The organism is Rufibacter soli, from assembly GCF_054781795.1.
Map to the genome: position 1 here is coordinate 803,465 of NZ_BAAGTS010000005.1, position 22,436 is coordinate 825,900.

At 50.6% G+C, this 22,436-nt stretch carries 18 protein-coding genes; 12 read left to right on the forward strand and 6 right to left on the reverse strand.

Features of this window, described 5'->3' with window-relative positions:
* Window positions 1-5: 5 nt before the first annotated feature.
* The 5 genes from ACYVJQ_RS17720 (at window position 6) to recN (ending at window position 4,168) form a co-directional block, all read left to right on the forward strand.
* Entirely contained in the window at window positions 6-566 is a 561-nt protein-coding gene (locus tag ACYVJQ_RS17720) for a flavoprotein (RefSeq protein ID WP_460894448.1), read from the forward strand.
* A complete protein-coding gene (locus ACYVJQ_RS17725; RefSeq protein WP_460894449.1) occupies window positions 553-1,221 on the forward strand; it encodes a phosphopantothenoylcysteine decarboxylase domain-containing protein in 669 nt (222 codons plus the stop codon). The genes ACYVJQ_RS17720 and ACYVJQ_RS17725 overlap by 14 nt, the downstream gene beginning before the upstream one ends.
* Window positions 1,203-2,114, forward strand: a complete 912-nt coding sequence (gene porD, locus ACYVJQ_RS17730; RefSeq protein ID WP_460894450.1) for a type IX secretion system protein PorD — start codon at window positions 1,203-1,205, stop codon at window positions 2,112-2,114. Before ACYVJQ_RS17725 ends, porD begins: the two co-directional genes overlap by 19 nt.
* A gap of 44 nt (window positions 2,115-2,158) precedes the next feature.
* Window positions 2,159-2,386, forward strand: coding sequence for a hypothetical protein (locus ACYVJQ_RS17735; protein WP_460894451.1), 228 nt, complete (start codon window positions 2,159-2,161; stop codon window positions 2,384-2,386).
* A gap of 123 nt (window positions 2,387-2,509) precedes the next feature.
* Window positions 2,510-4,168: a DNA repair protein RecN gene (gene recN / locus ACYVJQ_RS17740; protein WP_460894452.1), complete on the forward strand. Its 1,659-nt coding sequence runs from the start codon at window positions 2,510-2,512 to the stop codon at window positions 4,166-4,168.
* A gap of 358 nt (window positions 4,169-4,526) precedes the next feature.
* Here recN and ACYVJQ_RS17745 read toward each other — a convergent pair whose 3' ends face one another.
* The 3 genes from ACYVJQ_RS17745 to ACYVJQ_RS17755 form a co-directional block, all read right to left on the reverse strand.
* The gene (locus tag ACYVJQ_RS17745; protein ID WP_460894453.1) at window positions 4,527-6,089 is read right to left on the reverse strand and encodes a M28 family peptidase; all 1,563 of its coding nucleotides are present in this window, start codon (window positions 6,087-6,089) and stop codon (window positions 4,527-4,529) included.
* 122 nt (window positions 6,090-6,211) lie between these two features.
* Window positions 6,212-6,583: a cupin domain-containing protein gene (locus tag ACYVJQ_RS17750; RefSeq protein WP_460894454.1), complete on the reverse strand. Its 372-nt coding sequence runs from the start codon at window positions 6,581-6,583 to the stop codon at window positions 6,212-6,214.
* 6 nt (window positions 6,584-6,589) lie between these two features.
* On the reverse strand, window positions 6,590-6,832 hold the full coding sequence (locus ACYVJQ_RS17755; protein WP_460894455.1) for a Kazal-type serine protease inhibitor family protein: 243 nt from the start codon (window positions 6,830-6,832) through the stop codon (window positions 6,590-6,592).
* A 268-nt stretch (window positions 6,833-7,100) separates the two neighbouring features.
* Between ACYVJQ_RS17755 and ACYVJQ_RS17760 the strand changes: the two genes are divergently transcribed.
* Window positions 7,101-7,397, forward strand: coding sequence for a hypothetical protein (locus ACYVJQ_RS17760; RefSeq protein WP_460894456.1), 297 nt, complete (start codon window positions 7,101-7,103; stop codon window positions 7,395-7,397).
* A 138-nt stretch (window positions 7,398-7,535) separates the two neighbouring features.
* Window positions 7,536-7,925, forward strand: coding sequence for a YtxH domain-containing protein (locus ACYVJQ_RS17765; protein ID WP_460894457.1), 390 nt, complete (start codon window positions 7,536-7,538; stop codon window positions 7,923-7,925).
* A gap of 677 nt (window positions 7,926-8,602) precedes the next feature.
* Here the strand turns inward: ACYVJQ_RS17765 and lysS are convergent.
* Window positions 8,603-10,126, reverse strand: coding sequence for a lysine--tRNA ligase (gene lysS, locus ACYVJQ_RS17770; RefSeq protein ID WP_460894458.1), 1,524 nt, complete (start codon window positions 10,124-10,126; stop codon window positions 8,603-8,605).
* A 370-nt stretch (window positions 10,127-10,496) separates the two neighbouring features.
* On the opposite strand from lysS, the gene ACYVJQ_RS17775 reads away from it, so the two are divergent.
* Window positions 10,497-10,964, forward strand: a complete 468-nt coding sequence (locus tag ACYVJQ_RS17775; RefSeq protein WP_460894459.1) for a hypothetical protein — start codon at window positions 10,497-10,499, stop codon at window positions 10,962-10,964.
* A gap of 128 nt (window positions 10,965-11,092) precedes the next feature.
* Here the strand turns inward: ACYVJQ_RS17775 and ACYVJQ_RS17780 are convergent, their stop codons facing one another.
* Window positions 11,093-12,130 carry a hypothetical protein gene (locus tag ACYVJQ_RS17780; RefSeq protein WP_460894460.1) on the reverse strand — a complete coding sequence of 346 codons (1,038 nt, stop codon included), beginning with the start codon at window positions 12,128-12,130 and terminating at the stop codon, window positions 11,093-11,095.
* A gap of 333 nt (window positions 12,131-12,463) precedes the next feature.
* Here ACYVJQ_RS17780 and ACYVJQ_RS17785 point away from each other — a divergent pair, with 333 nt between their 5' ends.
* The 4 genes from ACYVJQ_RS17785 (at window position 12,464) to ACYVJQ_RS17800 (ending at window position 20,214) form a co-directional block, all read left to right on the forward strand.
* Entirely contained in the window at window positions 12,464-15,829 is a 3,366-nt protein-coding gene (locus ACYVJQ_RS17785; protein WP_460894461.1) for a choice-of-anchor J domain-containing protein, read from the forward strand.
* A 138-nt stretch (window positions 15,830-15,967) separates the two neighbouring features.
* Window positions 15,968-17,683, forward strand: coding sequence for a gamma-glutamyltransferase (ggt, locus tag ACYVJQ_RS17790; protein ID WP_460894462.1), 1,716 nt, complete (start codon window positions 15,968-15,970; stop codon window positions 17,681-17,683).
* 327 nt (window positions 17,684-18,010) lie between these two features.
* The gene (locus ACYVJQ_RS17795) at window positions 18,011-18,916 is read left to right on the forward strand and encodes a PorP/SprF family type IX secretion system membrane protein (protein WP_460894463.1); all 906 of its coding nucleotides are present in this window, start codon (window positions 18,011-18,013) and stop codon (window positions 18,914-18,916) included.
* A 134-nt stretch (window positions 18,917-19,050) separates the two neighbouring features.
* Complete coding sequence (locus tag ACYVJQ_RS17800) at window positions 19,051-20,214, forward strand: trans-sulfuration enzyme family protein (RefSeq protein ID WP_460894464.1); 1,164 nt, start codon at window positions 19,051-19,053, stop codon at window positions 20,212-20,214.
* A gap of 93 nt (window positions 20,215-20,307) precedes the next feature.
* Here the strand turns inward: ACYVJQ_RS17800 and ACYVJQ_RS17805 are convergent, their stop codons facing one another.
* A complete protein-coding gene (locus ACYVJQ_RS17805; protein ID WP_460894465.1) occupies window positions 20,308-22,416 on the reverse strand; it encodes a carboxy terminal-processing peptidase in 2,109 nt (702 codons plus the stop codon).
* Between the last annotated feature and the right edge of the window lie 20 nt (window positions 22,417-22,436).

Here is a 22,436-nt window from a genome sequence, read left to right on the forward strand (position 1 = left end):
TCTGAATGCTTCGGCATAAGAAAATAATCCTGGGGGTGTGCGGGAGCATTGCGGCTTATAAAGCAGCTTTGTTGGTACGCCTCCTTATAAAAGCAGAAGCAGAAGTGCAGGTAATCCTGACCACTTCTGCTTCTGCTTTTATAACCCCTGTCACGCTGGCCACGCTTTCAAAGAATCCGGTGTTAAGTGATTTTGTGCGGTCAGATGCCTCTGGCCTCTGGCACAACCATGTGGAACTGGGCCTCTGGGCCGATGCCCTGGTCATTGCCCCGGCCAGCGCGAACACGGTAGGCAAGATGGCCCGCGGCCTCTGTGATAATTTATTGACGGCTACCTACCTCTCGGCCCGGTGCCCGGTCTTTGTGGCCCCGGCCATGGACCTGGACATGTACCAGCACCCAGCGGTGCAAGAGAATTTCAGGCTGCTGCAAAGCTATGGCAACCATCTTATTGAAGCCGGCCACGGTGAACTAGCCAGTGGCCTGGTAGGGCAGGGGCGCCTAGCCGAACCCGAAGAGATCATGCAGGTATTAGAAGAACATTTTACGCCCCGTGTCTTTGTTTAGCGGCAAGAAAGTACTCCTCACCGCCGGGCCCACATATGAGCCCCTGGACCCGGTCCGGTTCATTGGTAACCACTCCACCGGTAAGATGGGGTTCGCCCTTGCCCGCGCCTTCGCCGAGCAGGGCGCCCAAGTATATCTGGTAGTAGGCCCCACCTCCCTCACGCTGGAACACCCGCTGTTGGAGGTGATACCCGTCATGACCGCCCAGGAGATGTTTGCCGCCTGCCAAGCCAAGGCTGCCCAGGCGGATGTCTGGGTATTTGCAGCCGCAGTGGCAGATTACCGGCCGAAGGAAATGGCCTCTTCCAAAATAAAAAAAAACGAGGATACCTTTACCATTGAACTGGTAAAGAACGTTGATATAGCGGCTACCTTAGGCCAGCAGAAACGGACAGACCAGTTTTCGGTGGGTTTCGCCCTTGAAACCGACCAGGAACTGGAGAACGCCCGCGGTAAGCTTCTTAAAAAGAACCTGAACATGGTGGTGCTCAATTCGTTGCGTACGCCCGGGGCCGGTTTCAAGCATGATACCAACAAAATCACCATTGTGAAACCAAACACGGTGGAGGAATATGCGCTGAAGTCTAAGGAAGAGGTAGCCCTGGATATTCTTGAATCTATAAAAACCGAGTGGGCATGTCTGCAAAAAAAATAGGGTGGGTACTGCTGGGTCTTCTGTTCCCGCTTTGTTCCATGGCGCAGGAGCTGCGCTGCGAGGTCATTGTGAACAGTGACCAGATTCAGGCCACTGACCGGCAGGTGTTCCAGCAGATGCAGAACGCCATCTCTGAGGTCATGAACAATACCCGCTGGACCAGTGACGTGTACCAGAACGAAGAGCGCATCCGCTGCAAGTTATTTATCACGCTGCGGGCCATGCCCCAGGTGGGCGTATTTGAGGCCAACACCCAAGTCATCTCCAGCCGGCCCACGTATGGCACCGGCTATGAAACCACAGTGCTGTCTTTTGTAGATACTAAATTCGAGTTTGATTATACCCAGGCGCAGCCGCTGCAGTACGCGCCCAACACCTTCACCACCAACCTTACCGCCATTCTGTCTTTCTACGCCTACACCATCATTGGTATGGACAATGACAGCTTCTCGCGCATGGGTGGGGCCAATGCGCTGGCCGAGGCCCGCAACATCCTAAACCTCGTGACTTCTTCTGGGGGAGCGGGAGGCGGTGGCTGGAGTGCCACGGCAGATACCCGTAACCGCTACTGGCTTATCAATAACCTGGTAGACCCGCAGTTTGAACCATACCGCGCAGCCCTGTACCTGTACCACCGCCAAGGCCTTGATTTAATGGCCCGTGACCCAGAGAAAGGTCGCCAAAACATTTTGGAAGCCCTGCGCAACATTCAGCAGGTAGCCCGGCTACGGCCAGGGGCTGCCGTTCTCCGGTCCTTTTTTGAGGCTAAATCAGCGGAACTGAGCAATGCGTTCACCACGGCCACGCCGGCCCAGAAGCAACAGGCCTATGAACTGCTTAGTCAGGTAGACCCAACTAACCGCGCCCGCTACGAAACCTTGCTGCAGCGGTAGTTTCTGTTTTAAGCCCGTTTTTAGGAAAACACCCTCAAAACGCCATGGGGAAAAGACAAATCCGCATCTTCCGTTCCAGTCTTGAGCAAGACCTCCCTCCTCGGGTTGGCAAACCCGTGCAGGTAATCACTACTCAGGGCAGGGTCTTTTCTGGAATCTTAGAAGCTTGCTTGCATAACACGTTGGCGATACGGGATGGTAGACGTTTTCTGCACCATTTACCCTTTGGGCACGTAGAGGAAGTGGTGCTAGACCTGGAGGCCGCGCAGTAAGCCTGGTCCAGATAAATAGAGATTTTTTTGGCTATGTTTATTAGTGATGAAACTAAATAAATTAGCATCTTTGTCTATTAGAAGCATCCGCACCACGTACAAACAAACCCGCCCATCTACCTCATGCTTGTAGAGCTTAAGATAAAGAATTACGCCCTTATTGAGCAGCTGGAACTGCAGCCCTCCCCGTTGTTGAACATTATCACTGGTGAAACCGGAGCCGGTAAATCCATTATGCTGGGCGCCATTGGGCTGCTGCTGGGCAACCGGGCCGACTCAAAACTGCTGTTCAACCAGGACCAGAAATGCGTGATTGAAGGCGCCTTCAACGTGTCTGAGTACCACCTGGAACGCTTTTTTGAGGAAGAAGACCTGGACTTTGAACCGGTCAGCCTGCTGCGCCGGGAGATCAGCCCGACTGGCAAGTCGCGCGCGTTTGTGAATGACACACCCGTGACCCTGGAAACCCTGCGCCGCATAGGGGACCAACTCATGGACATCCACTCGCAGCATGACACCCTGTTGTTGGGTGACCCGGTGTACCAACTCAACATCCTGGACTTGTACGCCCAGAACGAAGGGCTGCGTGCCCAATACGGTTCGGCATACCGCACCTACCGAAAACTGGAGAAGGAGTTCAAAGACCTGGAAGGCCAGTTGGCCCAGTCACAGAAAGAACTGGATTACAATACCTACCTGCTCAATGAATTGTCTGAGGCCAACCTACAGGCCGAGGAACAGGAAAGCCACGAGGTAGAGCTCAAGCAACTGGAGCACGCCGAGGAGATCAAGCTGAAGCTGAGCCAGGCCCTGCAATACATTTCAGAAAGTGAGTACAACGCTGCCGGAGCCATGAAAGACGCCAGCCATCTGGTGGGCCAGGTAACCGAGTACGGCGAGACTTTCCAGTCCCTGAAAGAGCGCCTGGACAGCTGCCTGATTGAACTCAATGACATTGCCGGGGAGCTGGAAGACGCCGAACGCAAAACCGAGGCAGACCCCCAGCGCGCCGAACAATTACAAGAACGGCTGGACCTTATCTATACCCTTCAGCGCAAGCACCAGGTACGTACCGTAGAAGAATTGCTGGCCCTGCAGGCCGAACTGGAAGTGAAAGTTAGTAGCGTCCATAACCTGGATGCCGCCATTGAGAAAACCAAGGTAGCCCTGGCTGCTGCCCTGCAAGAAGTAGAGGCCCAAGCCCAGAAACTCTCTGAAAGCCGCACCAGCGTTTTTGGCACGTTCCAGGACGAGCTGCACCGTCTACTTTCTGAGCTAGGCATGCCTAATGCCAGGGTAGTAGTGGAGCACAAAGTATCGGCGCCAGCTGCTACAGGTATTGATGTGGTCAACATCTTGTTCAGCGCCAACAAAGGGGCTGCGCCACAAACCTTAAGTAAGGCTGCCTCGGGTGGGGAATTCTCGCGCCTGATGTTATGCGTAAAGTACCTGCTCGCCGACAAAACCGCATTGCCTACCATTATCTTTGACGAGATTGACACCGGTATCTCCGGGGAGATTGCCGTGAAGGTAGGTAAGATGATGCAGCAGATGTCACAGAAGCACCAGTTGATCTGTATCTCGCACTTACCGCAAATGGCGGCCCAGGGTGATACCCATTACTTTGTCTACAAAGAAGACCGCGCCGAACGTACCGTCAGCCGCATCAGGCAGTTGAGCCACGACGAACGCGTGGTGGAAATTGCCCAGATGATTGCCGGTGCCAACCCTTCTGAAAATGCCTACCAAAGCGCCAAAGAGTTACTGGCCCTGAGTGCTTAGAAGGCAATTGCGTTTTGAGCCTGTTTTTCCAAAAGTGAGGTTAAAACAAGTGAGAACGTAAACTTCTCATGTCAGGGAAATGATCAGGGTGGTTGTAGCTGTAATGCCTGTCCACTTTTTGTAGATCATAGTGTTGTGGTTGCCGCTTGTTCTGGTCGAGCAATACCGGTTGTTGATGATAACACTCACAAAGCCGCTTTTGCAAGCGATCATGCTACCCTGAAGCTAAATTGCATAATGTATTTATTGTGCACCTCCCTAAAACAGAAAGCCCTCTGCTGGACTGCAGAGGGCTTTCTGTTTTAGGCCTGTTTTTACAAAATCAGGCCTAAAACAAGATTGGGTTGGTGTGTAGATCTTACCGTTCCAACTTGAAATCAGGGTCAACGGTAGGGCGTTGCGGGGTGTTGGAAATGGCCCAGCCAGTGGCGTACATCCAGCGGGTCATCTTGGCCAGTTTGGTGATGTCTATGTATTGGGCCTCATCTCGGGGGGTGTGGTAATCTGGGTGCAGGAGGGTTGTGAAGAAGATAGCCGGAATGCCTGCGCGCGCATAAGGCAGATGATCACTCCTGAAATACCAGCCTTCGGGGTGCCCTTGTTCGTCCCAGGAGGTGTCCAGCTTGAATTTGGTGAAGTTCTGGTTTGCTTGCAGGGCCATGTCTACCAAAGCGGCGGAGTTGCGGTGGGGCTTGATGGAACCCAACAGCGCGGCAGAGTCTGGCGCGTTGCGGCCAATCATATCACCGTTGAGCACGGCCACTATAGCCTCTTTCTTAACCGTAGGGTGTTCAGCGTACCAGCGGGAGCCTAGCAGTCCGCGTTCCTCGGCGCCGTGCCAGACAAAAAGGGCAGAGCGCTGTCCAGGGTTCTGTTTCCAGGCGCGGGCAATGGCCAACATGGCCACGCTTACGGTTCCGTTGTCATCAGCGCCATTCCAGATGGAGTCTCCCTTGATGGGGGTACCCACGCCGTCATGGTCATGGTGCCCGCTAAAGAGCACATATTCGTTTTTCAGAGCAGGATCAGCACCGGGCGCCCGGGCCACCACGTTTGCGGATGGATAAATATAGCTGTCTACCTTGATCTGGATTTTAGCTGCCGAGGAAGATTTGCGCAGATTGTCTGCCATAGATTGGCCGCCTACCGTAGGTAGCACAATTAAGGTTGGAACTGCTCTGGAATTGGTTTGGGCGGTGGTGGAAGGGCCTTCCAATTGGTAGCTTCCTTCTTCAAACCCATGCCCGGCAAATGCCAGATTGGCCTGCGTAGTGGAATCTGCGAGGAGAACAATGGCGGCCGCGCCGGCTCTGGTTAAGGTCATGCCCTGCTGCCGCACCGCCGATAAGATATACCGGTAGCCCCAAAGGCTCATGCCGAGAGCCGGAAGGGTGGAAGGAGGCAGCATCCGCATGACCACAATCTTACCCCGCACGCTCTGTTTGGTGGTATCTGCATAAGTGTTGAGGAAGACAGGCGTTCCTTCCACCTGACCTTCTACCGGCGCAGTCACCCATGCTTCTTTGTTTAGCTGCAAGTTACGGTTATTAAGTGTGATCTGGCTAAGGGGCGAGACCTGCATCCTGCGCATGGGAAAGAACTGAAAATAAGTACCATCATCGCCGGCGGGTAGGAGACCGGCTTCGCGGGCGCGTTCGGCCATCCAGGCGGCGGCACGTAGTTCCTCGGTCTCACCGGCCCGGCGGCCGCGCAGGCTGTCGCTGGCCAAGGAGAACAGGTCACGCCGCAAGTCATCCTCTTTGATCAGGGAAAAGGCCGGTGGGTTGGTGGCTGAGGCTGGGGTGCTCAGCTTGGAGGTGGCGGCTGGTTTGCTGCAACTTCCCAGGGCCAGCAAAGAAAGTGCCCCCAAGGCGGCAAAAGTCCAGGCTCTTTTAAAAAGAGAATAGTAAGGTTGGGTCATAGGTGGTTGGTAGATAATTCCTAGAAAAGTAAGTTAGCCAGGTTAATACGGTGCTTTGATCTTAAAAAGCAGGCCCTGAAGGGAATATCAAGATAGGGCATAACCCGGGGATACGCCCAAGATTACTCCTCTTCCCGGTTCACGCTGTTGATATCAAAGGCAGGCACGCACACTGACCAGTACTCACATTCCTCGTCAAAGGGGTTGGAGTACTGAATGCGGGCCCCAGCCTTGATCAGGAGGGTTTGGCCTGCGGTTAATATTACTGTTTCCCCATCTATCTCAATCTGTTTTCGGCCCCTTAATACAATAGTGACTTCATCAAACTCAGGGGTCTGGTGCGGCTCTCCCCATTTAGGAGGAGCTACCATGTGCGCCACGCTAAAAGCGCTGGTGTGGGTGCTGGCCAGGCCAAAATGTTCTTCAATTAATTTCCCGTCGGTGGTGGGTACCCTGAAAGGGCTTGTCTGCAGGAAGTATTTTTTTTTGCTCATACAGGTTTATTGGTTAGTGCCTTTGGGCGGGCATTCGCCTTTGGTATAGGAAATAAGGCCACTGATTTCTGCCAGGCAGGAATTGCTGTAGGTTTTGCCGTCGCAGCCGCATACGGGGTCATAAATCATGATGCAGGCTCTTTCTTTGTCTATTTTGGCGGGGTCTATGCAGGCAACCTGACTGCTGGTTTTGCAACTGAAGGGCAAGGCCGCCATCAGCAGGGCAGATAAAAGAAGGGATTTTTTCATAGTGGTAGTAGTGTGAGGTAGTATTCAAAGATGGTGGGTATACGCAAACCGGCGGGCCGGGCCGCTACCCAAGGCCACGTTTTTTAAGCATATTTTCTAAAACCAGGCAAAACCCTTAACCTAAAGGGGAGGGAAACCGTAAACCGCATGAATATATGTTACAATATATATTTATTGTTTAGCATATTGCCTGAAGAAAAGCGGGGTCCTTACCAGGAACCCTTTCTTTGTGCACCCACCCGTACATTCACCTTTATTCTACAATACTATGAAAAATGACAATTCAAAAGTTCTATTAGCTGCCGCCGCCGGTGCTGCTGCCGGTGTAGTAGTTGGTATCTTAATGGCCCCCAGCAATGGCAAAGACTCGCGTGAGAGCCTGATGAAAATAGCCGGCCAGGTGGCCGAAGGCGTGAACGGCCAAATAGGCGCGTACATTGAGAAATTTGGCGGTCTGGCCAGCCTGTTGGGCGGCACCGAAGGCGATGACGCTTCTACCACCACTTCTGTAGGGGCAGATGCCACTTCAGGAACAACCGCCGATGCCTCTACCGGCAGAAGCTAATACCTATTTTGATAGGCCAGGAAGCGGGTCCGTATTTATAACAAAAACAGACTTGTTTCCGTTAACCCTTTGCGAGAGTCTTGGCAGCCTCTGGTGGGCCTCCTCCGCAGAAATTATTCCTTTAAACAAATAGAACTCATGAAAGACAATAGCGGAAAAATCATTCTGGCTTTATTGGCAGGTGCCAGTGCCGGTGTGGTAGCGGGTATCTTGATGGCCCCAGAAACCGGTGAAGCCACCCGTGGCAGCCTGAAAAAATCAGCCTCTAAATTAGGCCAGGACCTGGAATCTAAATTGCAGGCGGGCATGGAGCAACTTCAGGCCCTTAGCGCCAGCGCAGGTTCCATGTTAGGCAAAAAAGGCGGAAGCGGTGACGCAGATGTGGTAAACACCGGATCTAACACCAAAGCAACCTCTCACCTGGAAAACAACCCCACCGGCGGTAACGTGGAAGCCTCTTCAGGCGGAAACACTGGCGGTGCCGGCAAAGCAGGCAGGGGCGGCGAAGGTTCTTCAGCCGGCGCTTAGTCCCCAGATTCTTGCCTTACTTTGAAACCTTGCCCCGGCAGGGACGTTAAAGTAAGAAAGCATGATTGGTTAAATAGTACTAAGCGAAAAGCGATGAAGTAAACGCTAAGAAATAAACTTGAGGTTAAAACTTAATAATAGAGATCGATTTAGATTTAGTTTTTAAGGGATACATCAAGTTCTTAGTATACAGGCGAAAGCCACATCAAACAGTAGCAACAGAAATTATTTGACCAATACAGAAAAGCCTTCTCTTCATGGGAAGGCTTTTCGATTTTATAGGGTTTTGGGTCTATGCTAAATTCCTCTGGTTCAAGTTTTCAACTTGGACCTAAAAAGGGTGGAAGTTTTCAACTTCAGTGAGGTGTAAGCCTCAAATTAGGTATATCAAACTATGGCGGGGAGCTGGGTGTCTCTGAAAAATTTATTCCTAAGTGAAACTGCTTTGCCATTTGAACCACATCGGACAAGTCGCAACTTGTTCCTACATAATCTGCAAGGCCAACCCCCTCATCCTAACCATCTCCCTCGGGGAGAAGGAATACCGGTATTGCGTTTTGAGGCTGTTTTGCGGAAAACAGGCTTAAAACAGAAAGGCCGCTCTACTAAAAGAGCGGCCTTTCTGTTTTATAAAACCAGTGCACCATAGCACATCAGCACATTAAAAAATTAGCACATTAAGAATTATTCTCTGGCTTCATCTGCGGGAAGAACAGCACATCCTGGATGGAGTGCGAGTTGGTCATGATCATGCTGAGGCGGTCAATACCAATACCTAAACCGGCCGTTGGCGGCATGCCGTACTCCAGGGCGCGCAGGAAGTCCTCGTCCAGGACCATGGCCTCAGTGTCACCGCGCTTGCCTAGTTCCAGTTGCTCCTCAAAGCGGGCGCGCTGGTCAATAGGGTCGTTGAGCTCAGAGAAGGCATTGCAGATTTCTTTACCATTACAGATGGCTTCAAAACGTTCTACCAGACCTTCTTTGGTGCGGTGCTTTTTGGCCAGCGGGCTCATCTCTACGGGGTAATCCGTGATGAAGGTTGGCTGAATCAATTGCGCTTCGCATTTCTCCCCGAAGATCTCGTCAATGATTTTGCCTTTGCCAATGTTCGGGTCTAGCTTAATGCCCAGGCTGCCGGCCGTCTCGCGCAGCTGGGGCTCGTCCATTTCAGAGATGTCAATCTTGGTGAAGTGTTCAATGGCCTCAAACATGGTGAAACGCTTCCAGGGGCGCGCGAAGTTGATCACGTTCTCGCCTACCTGCACTTCAGTGGTGCCATGCAGCGCCAAGGCCACTTTCTCCACCATCTCCTCTACCAAATCCATCATCCAGTAGTAGTCTTTGTAGGCTACGTACAGTTCCACCTGGGTGAACTCCGGGTTGTGGAAACGGCTCATGCCTTCGTTCCGGAAGTCTTTAGAGAACTCGTACACACCGTCAAAGCCACCCACAATCAGACGCTTCAGGTAGAGCTCATTGGCAATACGCAGGTACAAGGTCATGTCCAGGGTGTTGTGGTGTGTCTTGAACGGACGGGCCGCGGCGCCACCGTACAAAGGCTGCAGAATAGGGGTTTCCACCTCCAAGTAGCCACGCTCGTTGAGATACTCGCGCATGGTGTTCACTAGCTTAGTACGCTTGATGAACGCCTCTTTCACATGTGGGTTCACCACTAAATCCACGTAGCGCTGACGATAACGGAGCTCTGGGTCAGAAAACGCATCATACACGTGCTCCACGCCGTTTTCGTCAACCTCGCGCTTTACAATAGGGAGCGGTTTCAACGACTTAGCTAGCAGCACCAGCTCGGTTACGTGTACAGAGGTTTCACCAACCTGGGTCTTGAACACGTAGCCTTTAATACCGATGAAGTCACCAATGTCCAGCATCTTTTTGAACACGGTGTTGTACAGGTCCTTGTTCTCGCCGGGGGCGATGTCATCTCTGGACACGTAGATCTGGATGCGGCCCGAGCTGTCCATGAGTTCGGCAAAGGAGGCCTTGCCCATTACGCGGCGGCTCATGAGGCGGCCCGCCAGGCTAACTTCCTGGTAGTTGTTCTGCTCTGGATCGTAGTTCTCCTTTATATCCTTGGCCTGGGCGGTCACTTCAAAAAGTTCGGAAGGGTAGGGGTTGATGCCCATCTTCTGGAGCTCTTCGCGCTCATGGCGCCGGCGTAGTTCCTGTTCGCTTAAATGCATGGAAACGGTCTTTCAGTTTTCTTAAATCAAAGCGCGAATTTCGGAAATTATTCCCATAGATACAGTGATTGCTTTCTGAAATACCAGGATTGGCTTGCGCAATGAACCCTAATAGCTCCTGCACCTTTCTGAAATTGAAACTAATAATGCCTGAGCCTGCTGTTTTGAGGCCGTTTTTGCGAAAACAGGCCCAAAACAGGAAATAGATTTCTTTTGCTGCTCTTACTGGAAAGGTCTAGCAAACCGTTTGGACGGTAGCGCGTTAGGGTAACCATTCCCCTTTCATACCCTCTCCAAATGGGGCAAGGGTGCTGTTTCTTCTAATCCAAAACAGTATTTACCCGTTAAAGTCAACATTAACCCCCTGCCTATGAAATGTGAATTGAGTTTGATTTTTGAAGAAAATGACGGTACGCTCCGGTGGCTTTTCAATATTTTGATCTATGCCCATCAGATCAGTGACCCAGACATCAGGAAAGGAATTCAGCCTACTTTAAAGGAGTTCCTGCATAAACGTAGTTACCAGGAGGTGCTTCGGCTGGCCGAAACAGATATTTCTGAGGAGGATTTTGTGAAGGATTACCTGAAACAGAACCTGATCAAATTCAACGCCAGCCAGGTGAGAATCAAAGGGCCTAAAATCAAGGCGATGTGTTTCACCATTGAGCAAGCCGGCCACATGCAGCAAGCCGCTGACCCTACCTCCGTTTCCCCTGAAATTATTGCCTTGTTTGAGGGGCATGAATTCAAACTTAACCAAATTAAGCTCAGCGCCGAGGAAGCCTTGAAAGAGGCTGGGGCCAAGGGCGTGAAGATTGAAAGCTTTAGCCATGAGTAACCTTGGTGGTAAGCCAAAGCTTATAGCATGACTATTATATAAATGCGTTTTAAGCCTGTTTTCTTAAAAACAGGCTTAAAACAAAAAGAGCCTCCAGTAGAGGCTCTTTTTGTATATATGTAGTAAGGTTAAGCTGCCGCGGATAGGTGCATGGACGTGGTTCCTGTTTCAAAGTTGGGCTCTACCTGTTGGTGCAGGCGGGCTTCCACAAAACTATGCTGCAGGTGCTCAGGCAGTTCAGCGACTAACTTCTGGTATTTCTCCAGGCCCAGGGCCTGCGCCACGTAGGTTTCATGAATACCATTGAGGTAGCTCACAATGGCCAGCAAGGACTCATGGAACAGCCTGAAATCAATGTCAGCTTCTACAAAGCGGTCAATCTCTTTCTGTGACGAAGAAATGCGCAGGCGGCTGAGCAAGTCAAACAGGGTGGTATACCCCATGCGCCAGGTAATCTGCTGCCAGTGCTGCGCCGACCATTTATCCAGCACCTGACCCGTCTTACTGCTTTTGATGGCCGTGGAAGGGTTGCTCTGTACCTGTTGCCTAATGGTGTTGGCCGTAAGTTTACGCGTGGTACGCAGAAACTGACCAATTTGAGCCTGCGCCTCAATCTCCTTGCCGGCAATCTGCAGGCTGGCCTTATACCCCGCCAATGGCAACCTATGAATGCTAAAGTCATTGTACGCCCCTGCGGCATAGAAGCCAATAGACCTAGGGTAGGCGTTTTTTACCACCAGTCTGCCAGCCTCCCTTCTGATGGCCGCCTCATGGCTGGTCTTAATGCCCAGGGTATAGAGAAACGCCTGCAGTCCCGCAAAAATGGAATAGTAGGCCTGCGGGAATGTCCAGTGCAGCGCATTACGCAAATACATTTCATCGCCTAGTTCGGCGGTGGCGCGCAAGGCATATTCTGTGCTCCAGCAGTTATGCAGAATCTTAGAAAGGGCCTGTGTCTCCTGCTCGGTGAGATCAGCGGAGTGCTGCCTAAAGAAGGCCAGGTGCTTCAACCCTGCCTCTTCGCCGCTATGGTTGATATGGTAATTGATAGCAAAAAAGTAGTTAAGGAAAACCTGCGCCGGAATAGATTTCTTCCAGGCAGAATCCAGCGTTTTTTGCTCTTCCTGGAAGAGCGGAATCACATTTTCGTCTTGTACCTTCTTCATATATACCCAACAGAAAACCTAGCCCCAGAGTTGCAATTGATAGGAATTTTATATGTAGATAAATTATTGATTATCAATATATTATAAATTAATTTTCTAAAAAATTTAGTATTGCTAAAATTAATGGAGTCTATAGATTTTCAAACCGAATAAAAGGGAGAAGGAGGTGAAGGGGAAGCGTTTGAAAAGGGGTAAATTATTTTACCTATTCATAACATAGGCTTGAGAAGGAATGGTTACTTTTGTCAACGGCATACGCTGCACTAACACTTGTGAGTAAGTGGTTTGTGAGATTAGCCCCCTAAAACGTAACATCCATTCTTTTCTATTTTTATGATAAAACCCTTACAAAAACTTAGTATGCTGGTGGCTGCTCTGCTCTTTTCGGGCATCAGCGGTAGCTTGGCTTATGGGCAGGTGAACCTAACCACTACGGCCTATACCCAGAACTTTAATGGTTTGCCTACTCTGCCTGCAGGCTGGGAATTTAGCCGATATGGTGGCACTGGTACTGGCGCTCTTACTATCATTACCAATGATGGATCAGGAAATTCTGGGGGTATATATAATGTAGGAACTACAGGAGAAGCAGACCGAGCATTTGGGTCCTTAGCTTCGGGTTCAGCAATTCCAGCTTTTGGGGCGAGCTTCAAAAATACCTCGGGAACTGCCGTAACGGGCCTTAAAATTGAGGCTACCATGGAGCAATGGAGAAGTGGTTCCAGCGCTACTGTTCTGGAGAAGACAGTGTTTGAATACAGCCTGGATGCCACCAGCTTGCTTACCGGTACCTGGACTCCTGTAGAAAGCCTTGATTTAGTTGAAAAGCTCACGGCCACTACTGCCGCTGCTGCTGTTAATGGAAACGAGGAAGCCAATAAGACGGCCATCTCTGGAAACATTATGGTTCCCTTGGCTGTAGATGCAGTGATTTGGGTAAGATGGCGTGATTCAGATGCTTCAGGAAGTGATGGTATTTACGCCGTTGATGACCTGTCTGCCCAATTGATCGCCAATGATAATACTGCTCCAACTTTAGTATCTACTACCCCCGTTAATGCAGCGGCCAGCGTTTCTACAGATCTGGATTTGGTATTTACCTTCAGTGAGCCTGTAGTGGCCGGAACAGGAGTAATTACTATTTCTTCTAGCACAGAAAGCCTGACACGTGCCGCTAATGATCCTGAAACGGTATATAACGGGTCTACCGTAACCGTTCGTAACTTAGCGTTAAAGCCTTCTACTACCTACACCGTAACTGTCGCTAATACCGCTTTTAAAGATGGCGCCGGCAATTTCTTTGCGGGTATCACTGGCAGCACCTGGACCTTTACTACCGCCGCGGTAGCCACGCCAAGCATAAACGCCTCTGTAGCTAGCCTTGATTTCTCTCCAACCGCGCTAACCAAGACGTCTGCCGTTAAATCTTACACCGTAACAGGAGCAAACTTAACCAGCAATGTAACCGTGGCCGTAACCGGTCCTTTCCAGATAGCGAAAGGCGAAGGAACTACCGTGGGTACATTTGGTACGACCGCCTTAACCTTCACCCCAGCTGAGGTAACTGCCGGCGCCAAAGTGTCTGTGCGCTTCGCGCCAACAACCCTTACCAGCAGCACTGGAACCATTACACATAGTGCTACCGGCGCTCAAGACGTAGTTGTAAATCTTTCAGGAACTGGAATTAACCCTCTGGTGCAGAATTTCAACGATCCTAACTTCCTGACTAACTCTGGCTGGACGCAAGTAAACGTGTCTGGTCCAACCAACAGCTGGATGTACACTGCCACAGGTCCAAACTCGGCCCCCGGTGCGGCGGTAATGAATGGTTTCTCAGATACCAATACGGCAAGCAATGACTGGTTGATCTCACCAGCTATGGACCTAACCTCCATGTCAGATTTTGCAGTGCTGTCTTTCTATGCCAGAAAATTCTTTGCAGGCCCAGGCTTGAAGCTATTCGTGTCTACTACCTATAATGGCTCAGGCACCATCAACACCGCTGACTGGACTGAGATTGAAGGTGATTTCCCAACCGCTACCGGTACCTGGAAACAATCTACCGGCATCAACCTTACTCCTTACAAATCTGCCAATACGTACGTGGCCTTTGTATACCAAACCACGGCCGGTGGTTCCAACAACAGCTCTGAGTGGAAGATTGATGATTACAAAGTAGAGAGCCTTTCCACTTCATCTTTCATCCCAACCACGGCTTTAACCTTTGCTGAGACTGCGGCTAATGCCGTTTCTACCAGCCAAAGTTTTAAATTCAATTCCTTAGGGTACGGTAACATCACGGTTACCGCTCCAGCCGGTTTCCAGGTGTCTGCAGACAACACTACCTTCACCTCTTCCGTGGTGGTTCCTTCCGCTACTGCTGAGGCGGGTGCCACGGTGTATGTGCGCTTCGCCCCAACCGCTAAGCAGTTAAGCTATACAGGTGCTCTTGCTTTTGCTGGTTCAGTTGGCAACTTGGCGGTTAACGGTCCAACAGTGTCTGGTTCTTCTGTTCTTCGTTCTGAGACCTTTGACATTGCCACCTACAACGTGGAGTTCTTCGCCTCAGATATCAAAGACGGCACCGGTGAGTTTGGTCCCACCAATGACGACTTGCAAGTGGAGAATGTGACCAAAGTGTTCCAGAAACTAAACATGGACATTATTGCGGTAGAGGAATTATCTGAAGAAGCAGCCATGGACAAGGTGGTGGAAGCCATGCCAGGCTATGCGAAAAGCATCTCACAGGTGTATTCATACTCTATCAAGCCTAACTCTTCTACCACGCCTTTCCCAGCTCAGAAGATTGGCTTCATTTACAACACAGCCACGGTAAAACCAGTTGGGTTCAGGGTAATGTTTGAAGCCCTGTACAGACAGGCCGTGGCCGGTACTACTACCTTGATTGATGATGATTTCTGGTCTTCAGGCAGATTGCCATACATGGGCACGTTTGACGTAACCGTAGGTGGCATCACCAAGCGCATCAGGGTCATTGACATCCACGCCAAGTCTGGATCAGCCTCCGCAGATTATAACCGTAGATTGGCCGATATCAAGGTGTTGAAAGATTCCCTTGATATGTACTATAAAGACCACAACGTAATTCTGTTAGGTGACTACAATGACAACGTGTATGGGTCTATCAACAGTGGCGGCGTATCTAGCTACAACTCGTTTGTGACAGACGTAGAGAAATACAAAGTGCTTACCTACCCACTGGCCCAGAACGGAGGCTTCTCCTTCCCGAGCTCAAAAAGCTTCCTGGATCATATCATCATCTCTAATGAATTGGTCGATGATTACATGCCTAATTCTATCACTATTGAAGACCCTAACGATTATATCAACAGCTACGCTACTACAACTTCTGATCACTTGCCGGTGTATGCCAGATTTGCATTCACTGCCAATGACCCGTTAAGTGTACGTGAAGATAAAGCAGCTTCGTTCAGGGTAACGCCTAACCCCACCACAGGAACTGTTACCTTACAACTTCCTGCCGGGGTTGCGGCCCAAGCTAACCTGTCTGCGGTGGTGTATAACCTGCGTGGCGAAGTGATAGGCCGGGCCAACGGATCAATAGATACGTTGAACAAGCAACTGACCAAGCAGTTAGGCAGTGTAGCCGCCGGTATGTACCTGGTGAAGGTACAGGCAGGAGACAAGTCTTACCAAGCCAGAATCATCAAAAACTAACTTCTTCGTTTATCAATCTTAGAAAGCCTGCCGGATAATTTCCGGCAGGCTTTTTTTATGGCTTGTAAATTCCTTACTTGTCTTGCCGGCCGTTTTTGTGTTTTGAGCCTGTTTTTAAGAAAGAAGACCTAAACTAAGATGAAAAGAAAATCTGTTTACCCTGTTCTATTCCTCTGCCTGTTGTTGCAGTTAGCCGGCTGTAAACCCAGCGACACCGGGGTGTCTGCCGGCCTCAAAGAAAAAGGGGAAACCGGTAAACGGGGTATGGTGGTGAGCGCCCACCCAGAAGCGTCACGCATAGGGTTGGAGATTCTGCAGAAAGGCGGCAATGCCTATGATGCGGCGGTGGCTACTGGTTTTGCCCTGGCGGTGGCGTACCCCGTGGCCGGGAATATTGGCGGCGGCGGGTTTCTGGTGTACCGGAAGCAAGACGGCGAAGTAGGAGCCCTGGACTACCGGGAGAAAGCGCCAAAGGCCGCCGCCCGAGACATGTATTTAGACGCCCAAGGCAATGTGGTGGCAGATGCCAGCACCCTAGGGCATTTGGCCGTGGGCGTACCCGGGGCCGTGGCCGGAATGGTAGCCATGCACCAGAAGCTGGGTACCCTGCCCTGGGCGCAGGTGGTGCAGCCTGCCATTGACCTGGCTCAGAAAGGCGTTATTCTCACGGAGCGGGAGGCCCGCATGCTTAATGGCTCCAAAGAAGAATTTGAGAAAGCAAATAAATTTAAAACCGGGCTGGTACGGGATACCCCCTGGCAGAAAGGAGATGTATTGCCTTTGCCAGAACTGGCCCGCACCCTGGAAAGGATAAGGGACCGCGGGCAGGCGGGCTTTTATGAAGGCGAAACGGCAGATCTGCTGGTGAAGGAAATGCAACGGGGTGGGGGAATTATAACTCACCAGGATCTAAAAGCATATGAGGCCAAATGGCGATTGCCCATCTCCGGCACTTACCGGGGGTACAAGGTTATTTCTATGCCGCCTCCCTCCAGCGGGGGTATTGCGTTACTGCAGTTGCTTAAAATGGTGGAGCCTTATGACCTGAAAGGCTGGGGCTGGCAAAACCCTAACACCGTGCACTTGATGGTAGAAGCCGAGCGACGGGTGTATGCCGACCGTGCGGCTTATTTGGGCGACCCTGACTTTTTCAAAGTGCCCGTTTCTAACCTGCTGGATGCGGACTACCTTAAAAAACGCATGGCTTCTTTCTCTATGGATAAAACGACTCCCTCCAACCAGGTGGCGGCGGGCCAATTGCTGGTGAAGGAAAGTGACCAGACCACCCATTATTCTATTGTAGACCAATGGGGCAATGCAGCCTCTATCACCACCACCTTAAATGGAGGGTACGGCTCAAAGGTAATGGTGGAGGGCGCGGGTTTTCTTCTGAACAATGAGATGGATGATTTCAGCGCTAAGCCTGGAGTACCTAATATGTTTGGGTTAATAGGCGGGGAGGCCAATGCCATTGCCCCTGGTAAGCGAATGCTTAGCTCCATGACACCTTCTATTCTGGAAAAAGACGGTAAACTGTTCATGGTGGTCGGTACGCCGGGTGGCTCTACCATTATCACGTCAGTGTTCCAGGCTATTTTAAATGTCATTGACCATGGCATGAGCATGCAGGGGGCAGTAGCGGCGCCCAGGTTACACCACCAATGGCTGCCAGACAGAGTAGAGCCAGAACCTACCGCCCTTTTGCCGGCAACGCGCCAAACCCTGAAGCAACGTGGCCACCAAGTAAAAGAGCGCGGACGGTATGGCGCCGTAGACGGAATTCTCAGGCTGCCTAACGGAACCCTGGAAGGAGGAGCAGACCCGAGAGGAGATGACACGGCCAGAGGTTTCTAAACCCTAAAAGACTTTTCGAGCTTTGGATTAATCCTTGGAGATTTCTCAATGGCTAGTCCAGAAAGTCAGCTTAATCTTTGCTGATTGTGTAGAATGCTAAGGGAAGAAAAAGAAAAGTTGAGAAAAAAACGCAACCCAAAATTGGTATTACAATCTGTTAAGGCTGATTTGGGTTTTTATATTTAATTGCTTGAATATATAGGGTTACGTTTTCATGAACTTTATTTTTGGGATGGTAGTTCTTTTCACGTCTTTGTCGGGTATCATTTTTCTTGCCTAGTGTGAGATAAAGGTAGTGGTACCTCTTACTAACCATCAAAAAATAACATGAATCTGAAACAAGTTGTTGCTTTCAGCCTGCTATTATTGTCTGCAAGTATTACCCAAGCCCAGGATAATCCCCAAAGAATGGTTATTCCGCGGGTGTACCAACAAAATTATTTCTACCTCAACCCTGCCTTTGCCGGCGCCGATAAGGTAAGGGAGTTTGGCCTGAACGGTCACCTCAATTCTATTAGGAGAGACGCTTCTTCTTCCCCTTTATCTGTGATTGCGCATTACCAGGGCAGTATCAATGACAACAACCCAAATGGGATTGGGGTGATTGGGGTTTATGATCAGTTTGGCCCTTATTGGTTAGGTAAACTTGGGTTTTCCTATGCCAAGCGGTTCCGGTTGGGCACAGAAAGTAGCCTTGCCTTTGGGGCCCAGTTAGCCGCTGAATACCTGCAGGTAGACCTTGCCGAGATGACCGTTAACCAGGAAAAGAAAATGGTAGGCCATGACAATGATCTTAGGCCAGATATAGACGCTGGTATGTGGCTGAAAATCCATAATTTTTACGCCGGTGCCACCGTTGCCAGCATCCTGGAGCCTACCTATAACCTGGTGGAAAGCGCCGAGCATGTGGGCGTGAGAGAATTATTGGTGACCGCGGGGTATAAGCTTAATTTAGCCCAGGATATCAGCATCACTCCCTCCTTCCTGATGAACCAAGCCTTGAAAGGCGGTACCCAGGAATACCAGTTTGGCACTATGGCCAATATTAAGTTCTTAACCGGTGGGGTGAATTACCGGGGCCAGTTTGATAAATCTGCTCCCTGGAACGTGAATGCCGGTATCAACCTGAAGGACAACGTGCAACTTACCACGTCTTTTGATATCACGAAGGAATACAATGGCCTGGCCAAGCCAGATCCGCAAGTAGAGGCGAACCTGCGCATCAGGTTCTAGAACAAGAAAATATCCGTAAACCAAAAGGACCTGCCCCCGGGCAGGTCCTTTTGGTTTACAGCAAATCCCTCCATTGACTGGATAAAACCCTGATGCGCAGCTGAGAGTAGAAGGGAGAAACTATTCTACTAGGCATGGACTTATCTTATATCCTGAATGAGTTGGGGGAAGAGCGCTCTGCGTATTTCAATGCAGTGGCGCCTCCTATATTCCAGACCAGTAACTTTGCCTGTAAAACCGTGGCAGACATGCGGTTTGCCCTGGAGCACGAGGCGGAGGTTGACTTTTATACCCGCGGCAACAACCCAACCGTTGATATCCTGGAGAAAAAACTGGCGGCGCTGGAGGGTACTGAGCACGCCATTGCCTTTGGCAGCGGCATAGCGGCCGTGGCGGCAGCGGTGCTTTCACAGGTAAAAGCGGGCGACCATGTGGTATGCGTACAAAAACCCTATACCTGGACCAATAAATTAATGAAATCCTTTCTGCCCCGGTTTGGGGTGGAGGTGACCATGGTAGACGGGGCAGATGCCCAGAACTTCCGGCAGGCCACCCAGGAGAATACCGTGCTGTATTACCTGGAAAGCCCCAATTCCTTTACATTTGAACTGCAAGACATTGCGGTCATCACGGCCATTGCCAGAGAGCAGAACATAGTTACGGTTATAGACAACAGCTTTGCTACGCCCTTGTTCCAAAACCCGGCAGCGTTGGGGGTAGATCTGGTGATCCATTCGGCTACCAAATACATTGGCGGCCATAGTGACGTCATGGGTGGGGTAGTGTGTGGCTCCAGGGAGAGGATAAACCGAATTTTTGAGACGGAATACATGACCCTGGGGGCAGTGCTTTCGCCAAATGACGCTTGGCTGCTCTTGAGGGGCCTTAGGACGCTGCCCTTGCGCATGGAAAGAATAGCCCAAACCACCCGCCAGGTGGTGTCTTATCTGCAGCACAGGCCAGAGGTAGCGGAAATCCTTTGGCCTTTCCTTCCTTCGCATCCCCAGTACCACTTGGCCAAGAAACAGATGCGCAGCAATACCGGTCAATTTACCATACGGCTGCGCACCGACCACATAGAGGAGGTAGACAGGTTCTGTGACAGCCTGCAGCACTTCCTGATGGCCGCTTCCTGGGGAGGCCATGAGTCGCTCATCTATCCGGCAGCTGCGGCCTATAAATCTGGTAACTACAAATCTTCCCTGCCCTTTACCCTGGTACGGTTTTATATTGGTCTGGAAGACCCAGATTACCTGATCAAGGACCTGGAACAGGCGTTCGGGAAAATGAGAGGCTAGGTAGTTTTAAAGCCGTTTTTACCAGAACGCATAAAAAACGCCGCTACTGAAACCAGTAGCGGCGTTTTGTTTTGTGTAAGTTCTCTTAGTGGATTACAACCCGCTTCTTAAGATAGCCACGGCCTCTTGAATGTACAGGTCTTTCTTGGCGTTGCGGGTAAAGGCCTGAAAACGGGCACTGGCCGCGGTGTCTCCCGCCAATTTTGTAACGTCAGGCTTGAGTCCTGCTACGTCTAACTGGGGTATGTTTTTGCGCACGGCTTCCAGTTTCTTAGATTCCTGCTGGTTCTTCCGCTCCTCGGCTAAGTAAGTGCTGAGCTTAAGCGAGCGGGTAGAATTCTCGGTTCTCTCTTTTAAGCGCAAGGCCGCCTGGTTTATAAGCGAGAAAGTAGGGCTCTTTTCTACCCTGGCTCTGGAAACAGCCTTCAATTTCTCCATTGGGAAGTTAGGGCTGGACCAGGTAGTGTATTTGGCCGGCTGTATCTCATCAAATGGCAAGGCGTATTCCTGCTCTTTTTCCCCGTATTTCAAATAGGTATAGGTATCAGGTAGCACCACGTCTGGGGTCACGCCACGCAATTGCACCGTTTTACCGCTTACCCGGTAATATTTCTGGGTAGTAAGTTTTAGGTGACCCAATGGTTTTACGGCGTCAAAAGAAGCAGGAAGCACTTGGTCCAGGTCAAAGAACTGTTGTACGGTTCCTTTGCCGTAAGTACTGCTACCAATGATAAGACCGCGTTTGTAGTCCTGGATGGCGGCAGCCATGATCTCAGAGGCAGAGGCACTGTTCTCATTCACCAGCAAAACCAAAGGACCAGCAAACTGCACCTGCGGGTCACGGTCATCAAGCACGGCCGCCGGGCCGTTAGCAGATTTCACCTGTACTACCGGACCAGACTTAATGAATAGTCCCACCATGTCTACCACGTCTTGCAAGGAGCCACCACCGTTGTTACGTAAGTCAAGAATGATACCGGCGGCGTTCTCCTGTTTCAGTTTCTGCACTTCAGCAGCTACATCTTTTCCGCTGTTACGGCCACCGGCATTTTTAAAGTCGGCGTAGAAGGCAGGCAGATGGATATAGCCAATGGGTTTATCGCCTTTGATAAGTAAAGACTTGGCATAGCCTTCTTCCCGTACCACCACATCTCTAATGATAGGGATGATTTTCATGGTACCGTCTACTTTCTTCACATGAAGGCGAACTTCGGTGCCTTTCTTCCCTCTGATCAGGGAAACGGCCTTGTCAATACGCATGCCCTGGATGTCAACGGGTTCCTCATTGCCCTGGGCCACTTTCAGGATCATGTCACCGGCCTTAAGTTCGCCTTGCAAATAAGACGGGCTGCCGGGGGTAATCTCAGATACTTTAATGAATCCGTCTTTCTCCTGCAGCACCGCACCAATACCTTCTAACCGGCCAGAAAACTCAAAGTCAAAGTCTTCTTTTTCTTTAGGGGCAAAATACTCTGTGTGCGGGTCATAGATGTTGGCAAACGAATTGAGATAAGAAGAACGCCAGTCTTCATTCTCCAGCTGCTTCATGCGTTTGAAGAGGTCATCATAATTATCTCTGAGCTTCTTGCGGGCATCGGCCTCAATGGCTTCCGGGGTCTTTTTGGGCTCTTTGTTGCCCACGGTGTCAGCTTTCTGCTGGCTGTCCACAGCATCGGCCACCCGAATGAGGGCCTGGTATTTAAGGTATTTGCGCCATTCTTCTTTCAAGGCCGCCGGTGAGGCCGCAAACTTGAGTTTCTCAGGCTTTACCTCAATGGTTTCTTCCTGGTCAAAGTTGAAAGGCTTGTCCAGGATTTCCTTGTAATAGGCTTCAGCGTCTTTTAGGCGCTGCTGGAACAGGGACATGGAGAGGTCAAAGAACTTGAAGGAGCCGTTCTTGAATTCATCGTCCAGTTGGTTCTGGTAGGCCATAAGTTGGTCTACGTCAGACTTAAGCAGGAATTTTTTATTGTAGTCTAAGCGCTCCAGGTAAAGGTTGAAGGCTTTTCTGGAGAAATTATCATCCAGCTTTTCAGGCGCGTAATGGGCGGAACTCAGCCCCTGCAACAGGACCTTAGAGAGCACTTCAGTTTTCTGGTCGCGCACTTCTCCCTGCGGTTCCAGGAGTTTATAGGAGGTTACCCCAAACACCACCGAGGCGGCAGTGCCAAAAGCGACCAGTTTAGTTTTGAATGAAAACATATAATCTTGTTTGTAAGGTC

What these genes read in the sequence shown, in the direction of transcription:
- ACYVJQ_RS17755 (WP_460894455.1), bottom strand. Translation starts at nt 6,832, where the DNA reads ATGAAAAAATCCCTTCTTTTATCTGCCCTGCTGATGGCGGCCTTGCCC.
- lysS (WP_460894458.1), bottom strand. Translation starts at nt 10,126, where the DNA reads ATGCATTTAAGCGAACAGGAACTACGCCGGCGCCATGAGCGCGAAGAG.
- ACYVJQ_RS17785 (WP_460894461.1), top strand. Translation starts at nt 12,464, where the DNA reads ATGATAAAACCCTTACAAAAACTTAGTATGCTGGTGGCTGCTCTGCTC.
- ACYVJQ_RS17720 (WP_460894448.1), top strand. Translation starts at nt 6, where the DNA reads ATGCTTCGGCATAAGAAAATAATCCTGGGGGTGTGCGGGAGCATTGCG.
- porD (WP_460894450.1), top strand. Translation starts at nt 1,203, where the DNA reads ATGTCTGCAAAAAAAATAGGGTGGGTACTGCTGGGTCTTCTGTTCCCG.
- ACYVJQ_RS17750 (WP_460894454.1), bottom strand. Translation starts at nt 6,583, where the DNA reads ATGAGCAAAAAAAAATACTTCCTGCAGACAAGCCCTTTCAGGGTACCC.
- ACYVJQ_RS17805 (WP_460894465.1), bottom strand. Translation starts at nt 22,416, where the DNA reads ATGTTTTCATTCAAAACTAAACTGGTCGCTTTTGGCACTGCCGCCTCG.
- ACYVJQ_RS17760 (WP_460894456.1), top strand. Translation starts at nt 7,101, where the DNA reads ATGAAAAATGACAATTCAAAAGTTCTATTAGCTGCCGCCGCCGGTGCT.
- ACYVJQ_RS17780 (WP_460894460.1), bottom strand. Translation starts at nt 12,130, where the DNA reads ATGAAGAAGGTACAAGACGAAAATGTGATTCCGCTCTTCCAGGAAGAG.
- ACYVJQ_RS17775 (WP_460894459.1), top strand. Translation starts at nt 10,497, where the DNA reads ATGAAATGTGAATTGAGTTTGATTTTTGAAGAAAATGACGGTACGCTC.
- ACYVJQ_RS17735 (WP_460894451.1), top strand. Translation starts at nt 2,159, where the DNA reads ATGGGGAAAAGACAAATCCGCATCTTCCGTTCCAGTCTTGAGCAAGAC.
- ACYVJQ_RS17745 (WP_460894453.1), bottom strand. Translation starts at nt 6,089, where the DNA reads ATGACCCAACCTTACTATTCTCTTTTTAAAAGAGCCTGGACTTTTGCC.
- ACYVJQ_RS17800 (WP_460894464.1), top strand. Translation starts at nt 19,051, where the DNA reads ATGGACTTATCTTATATCCTGAATGAGTTGGGGGAAGAGCGCTCTGCG.
- ACYVJQ_RS17765 (WP_460894457.1), top strand. Translation starts at nt 7,536, where the DNA reads ATGAAAGACAATAGCGGAAAAATCATTCTGGCTTTATTGGCAGGTGCC.
- ggt (WP_460894462.1), top strand. Translation starts at nt 15,968, where the DNA reads ATGAAAAGAAAATCTGTTTACCCTGTTCTATTCCTCTGCCTGTTGTTG.
- ACYVJQ_RS17795 (WP_460894463.1), top strand. Translation starts at nt 18,011, where the DNA reads ATGAATCTGAAACAAGTTGTTGCTTTCAGCCTGCTATTATTGTCTGCA.
- recN (WP_460894452.1), top strand. Translation starts at nt 2,510, where the DNA reads ATGCTTGTAGAGCTTAAGATAAAGAATTACGCCCTTATTGAGCAGCTG.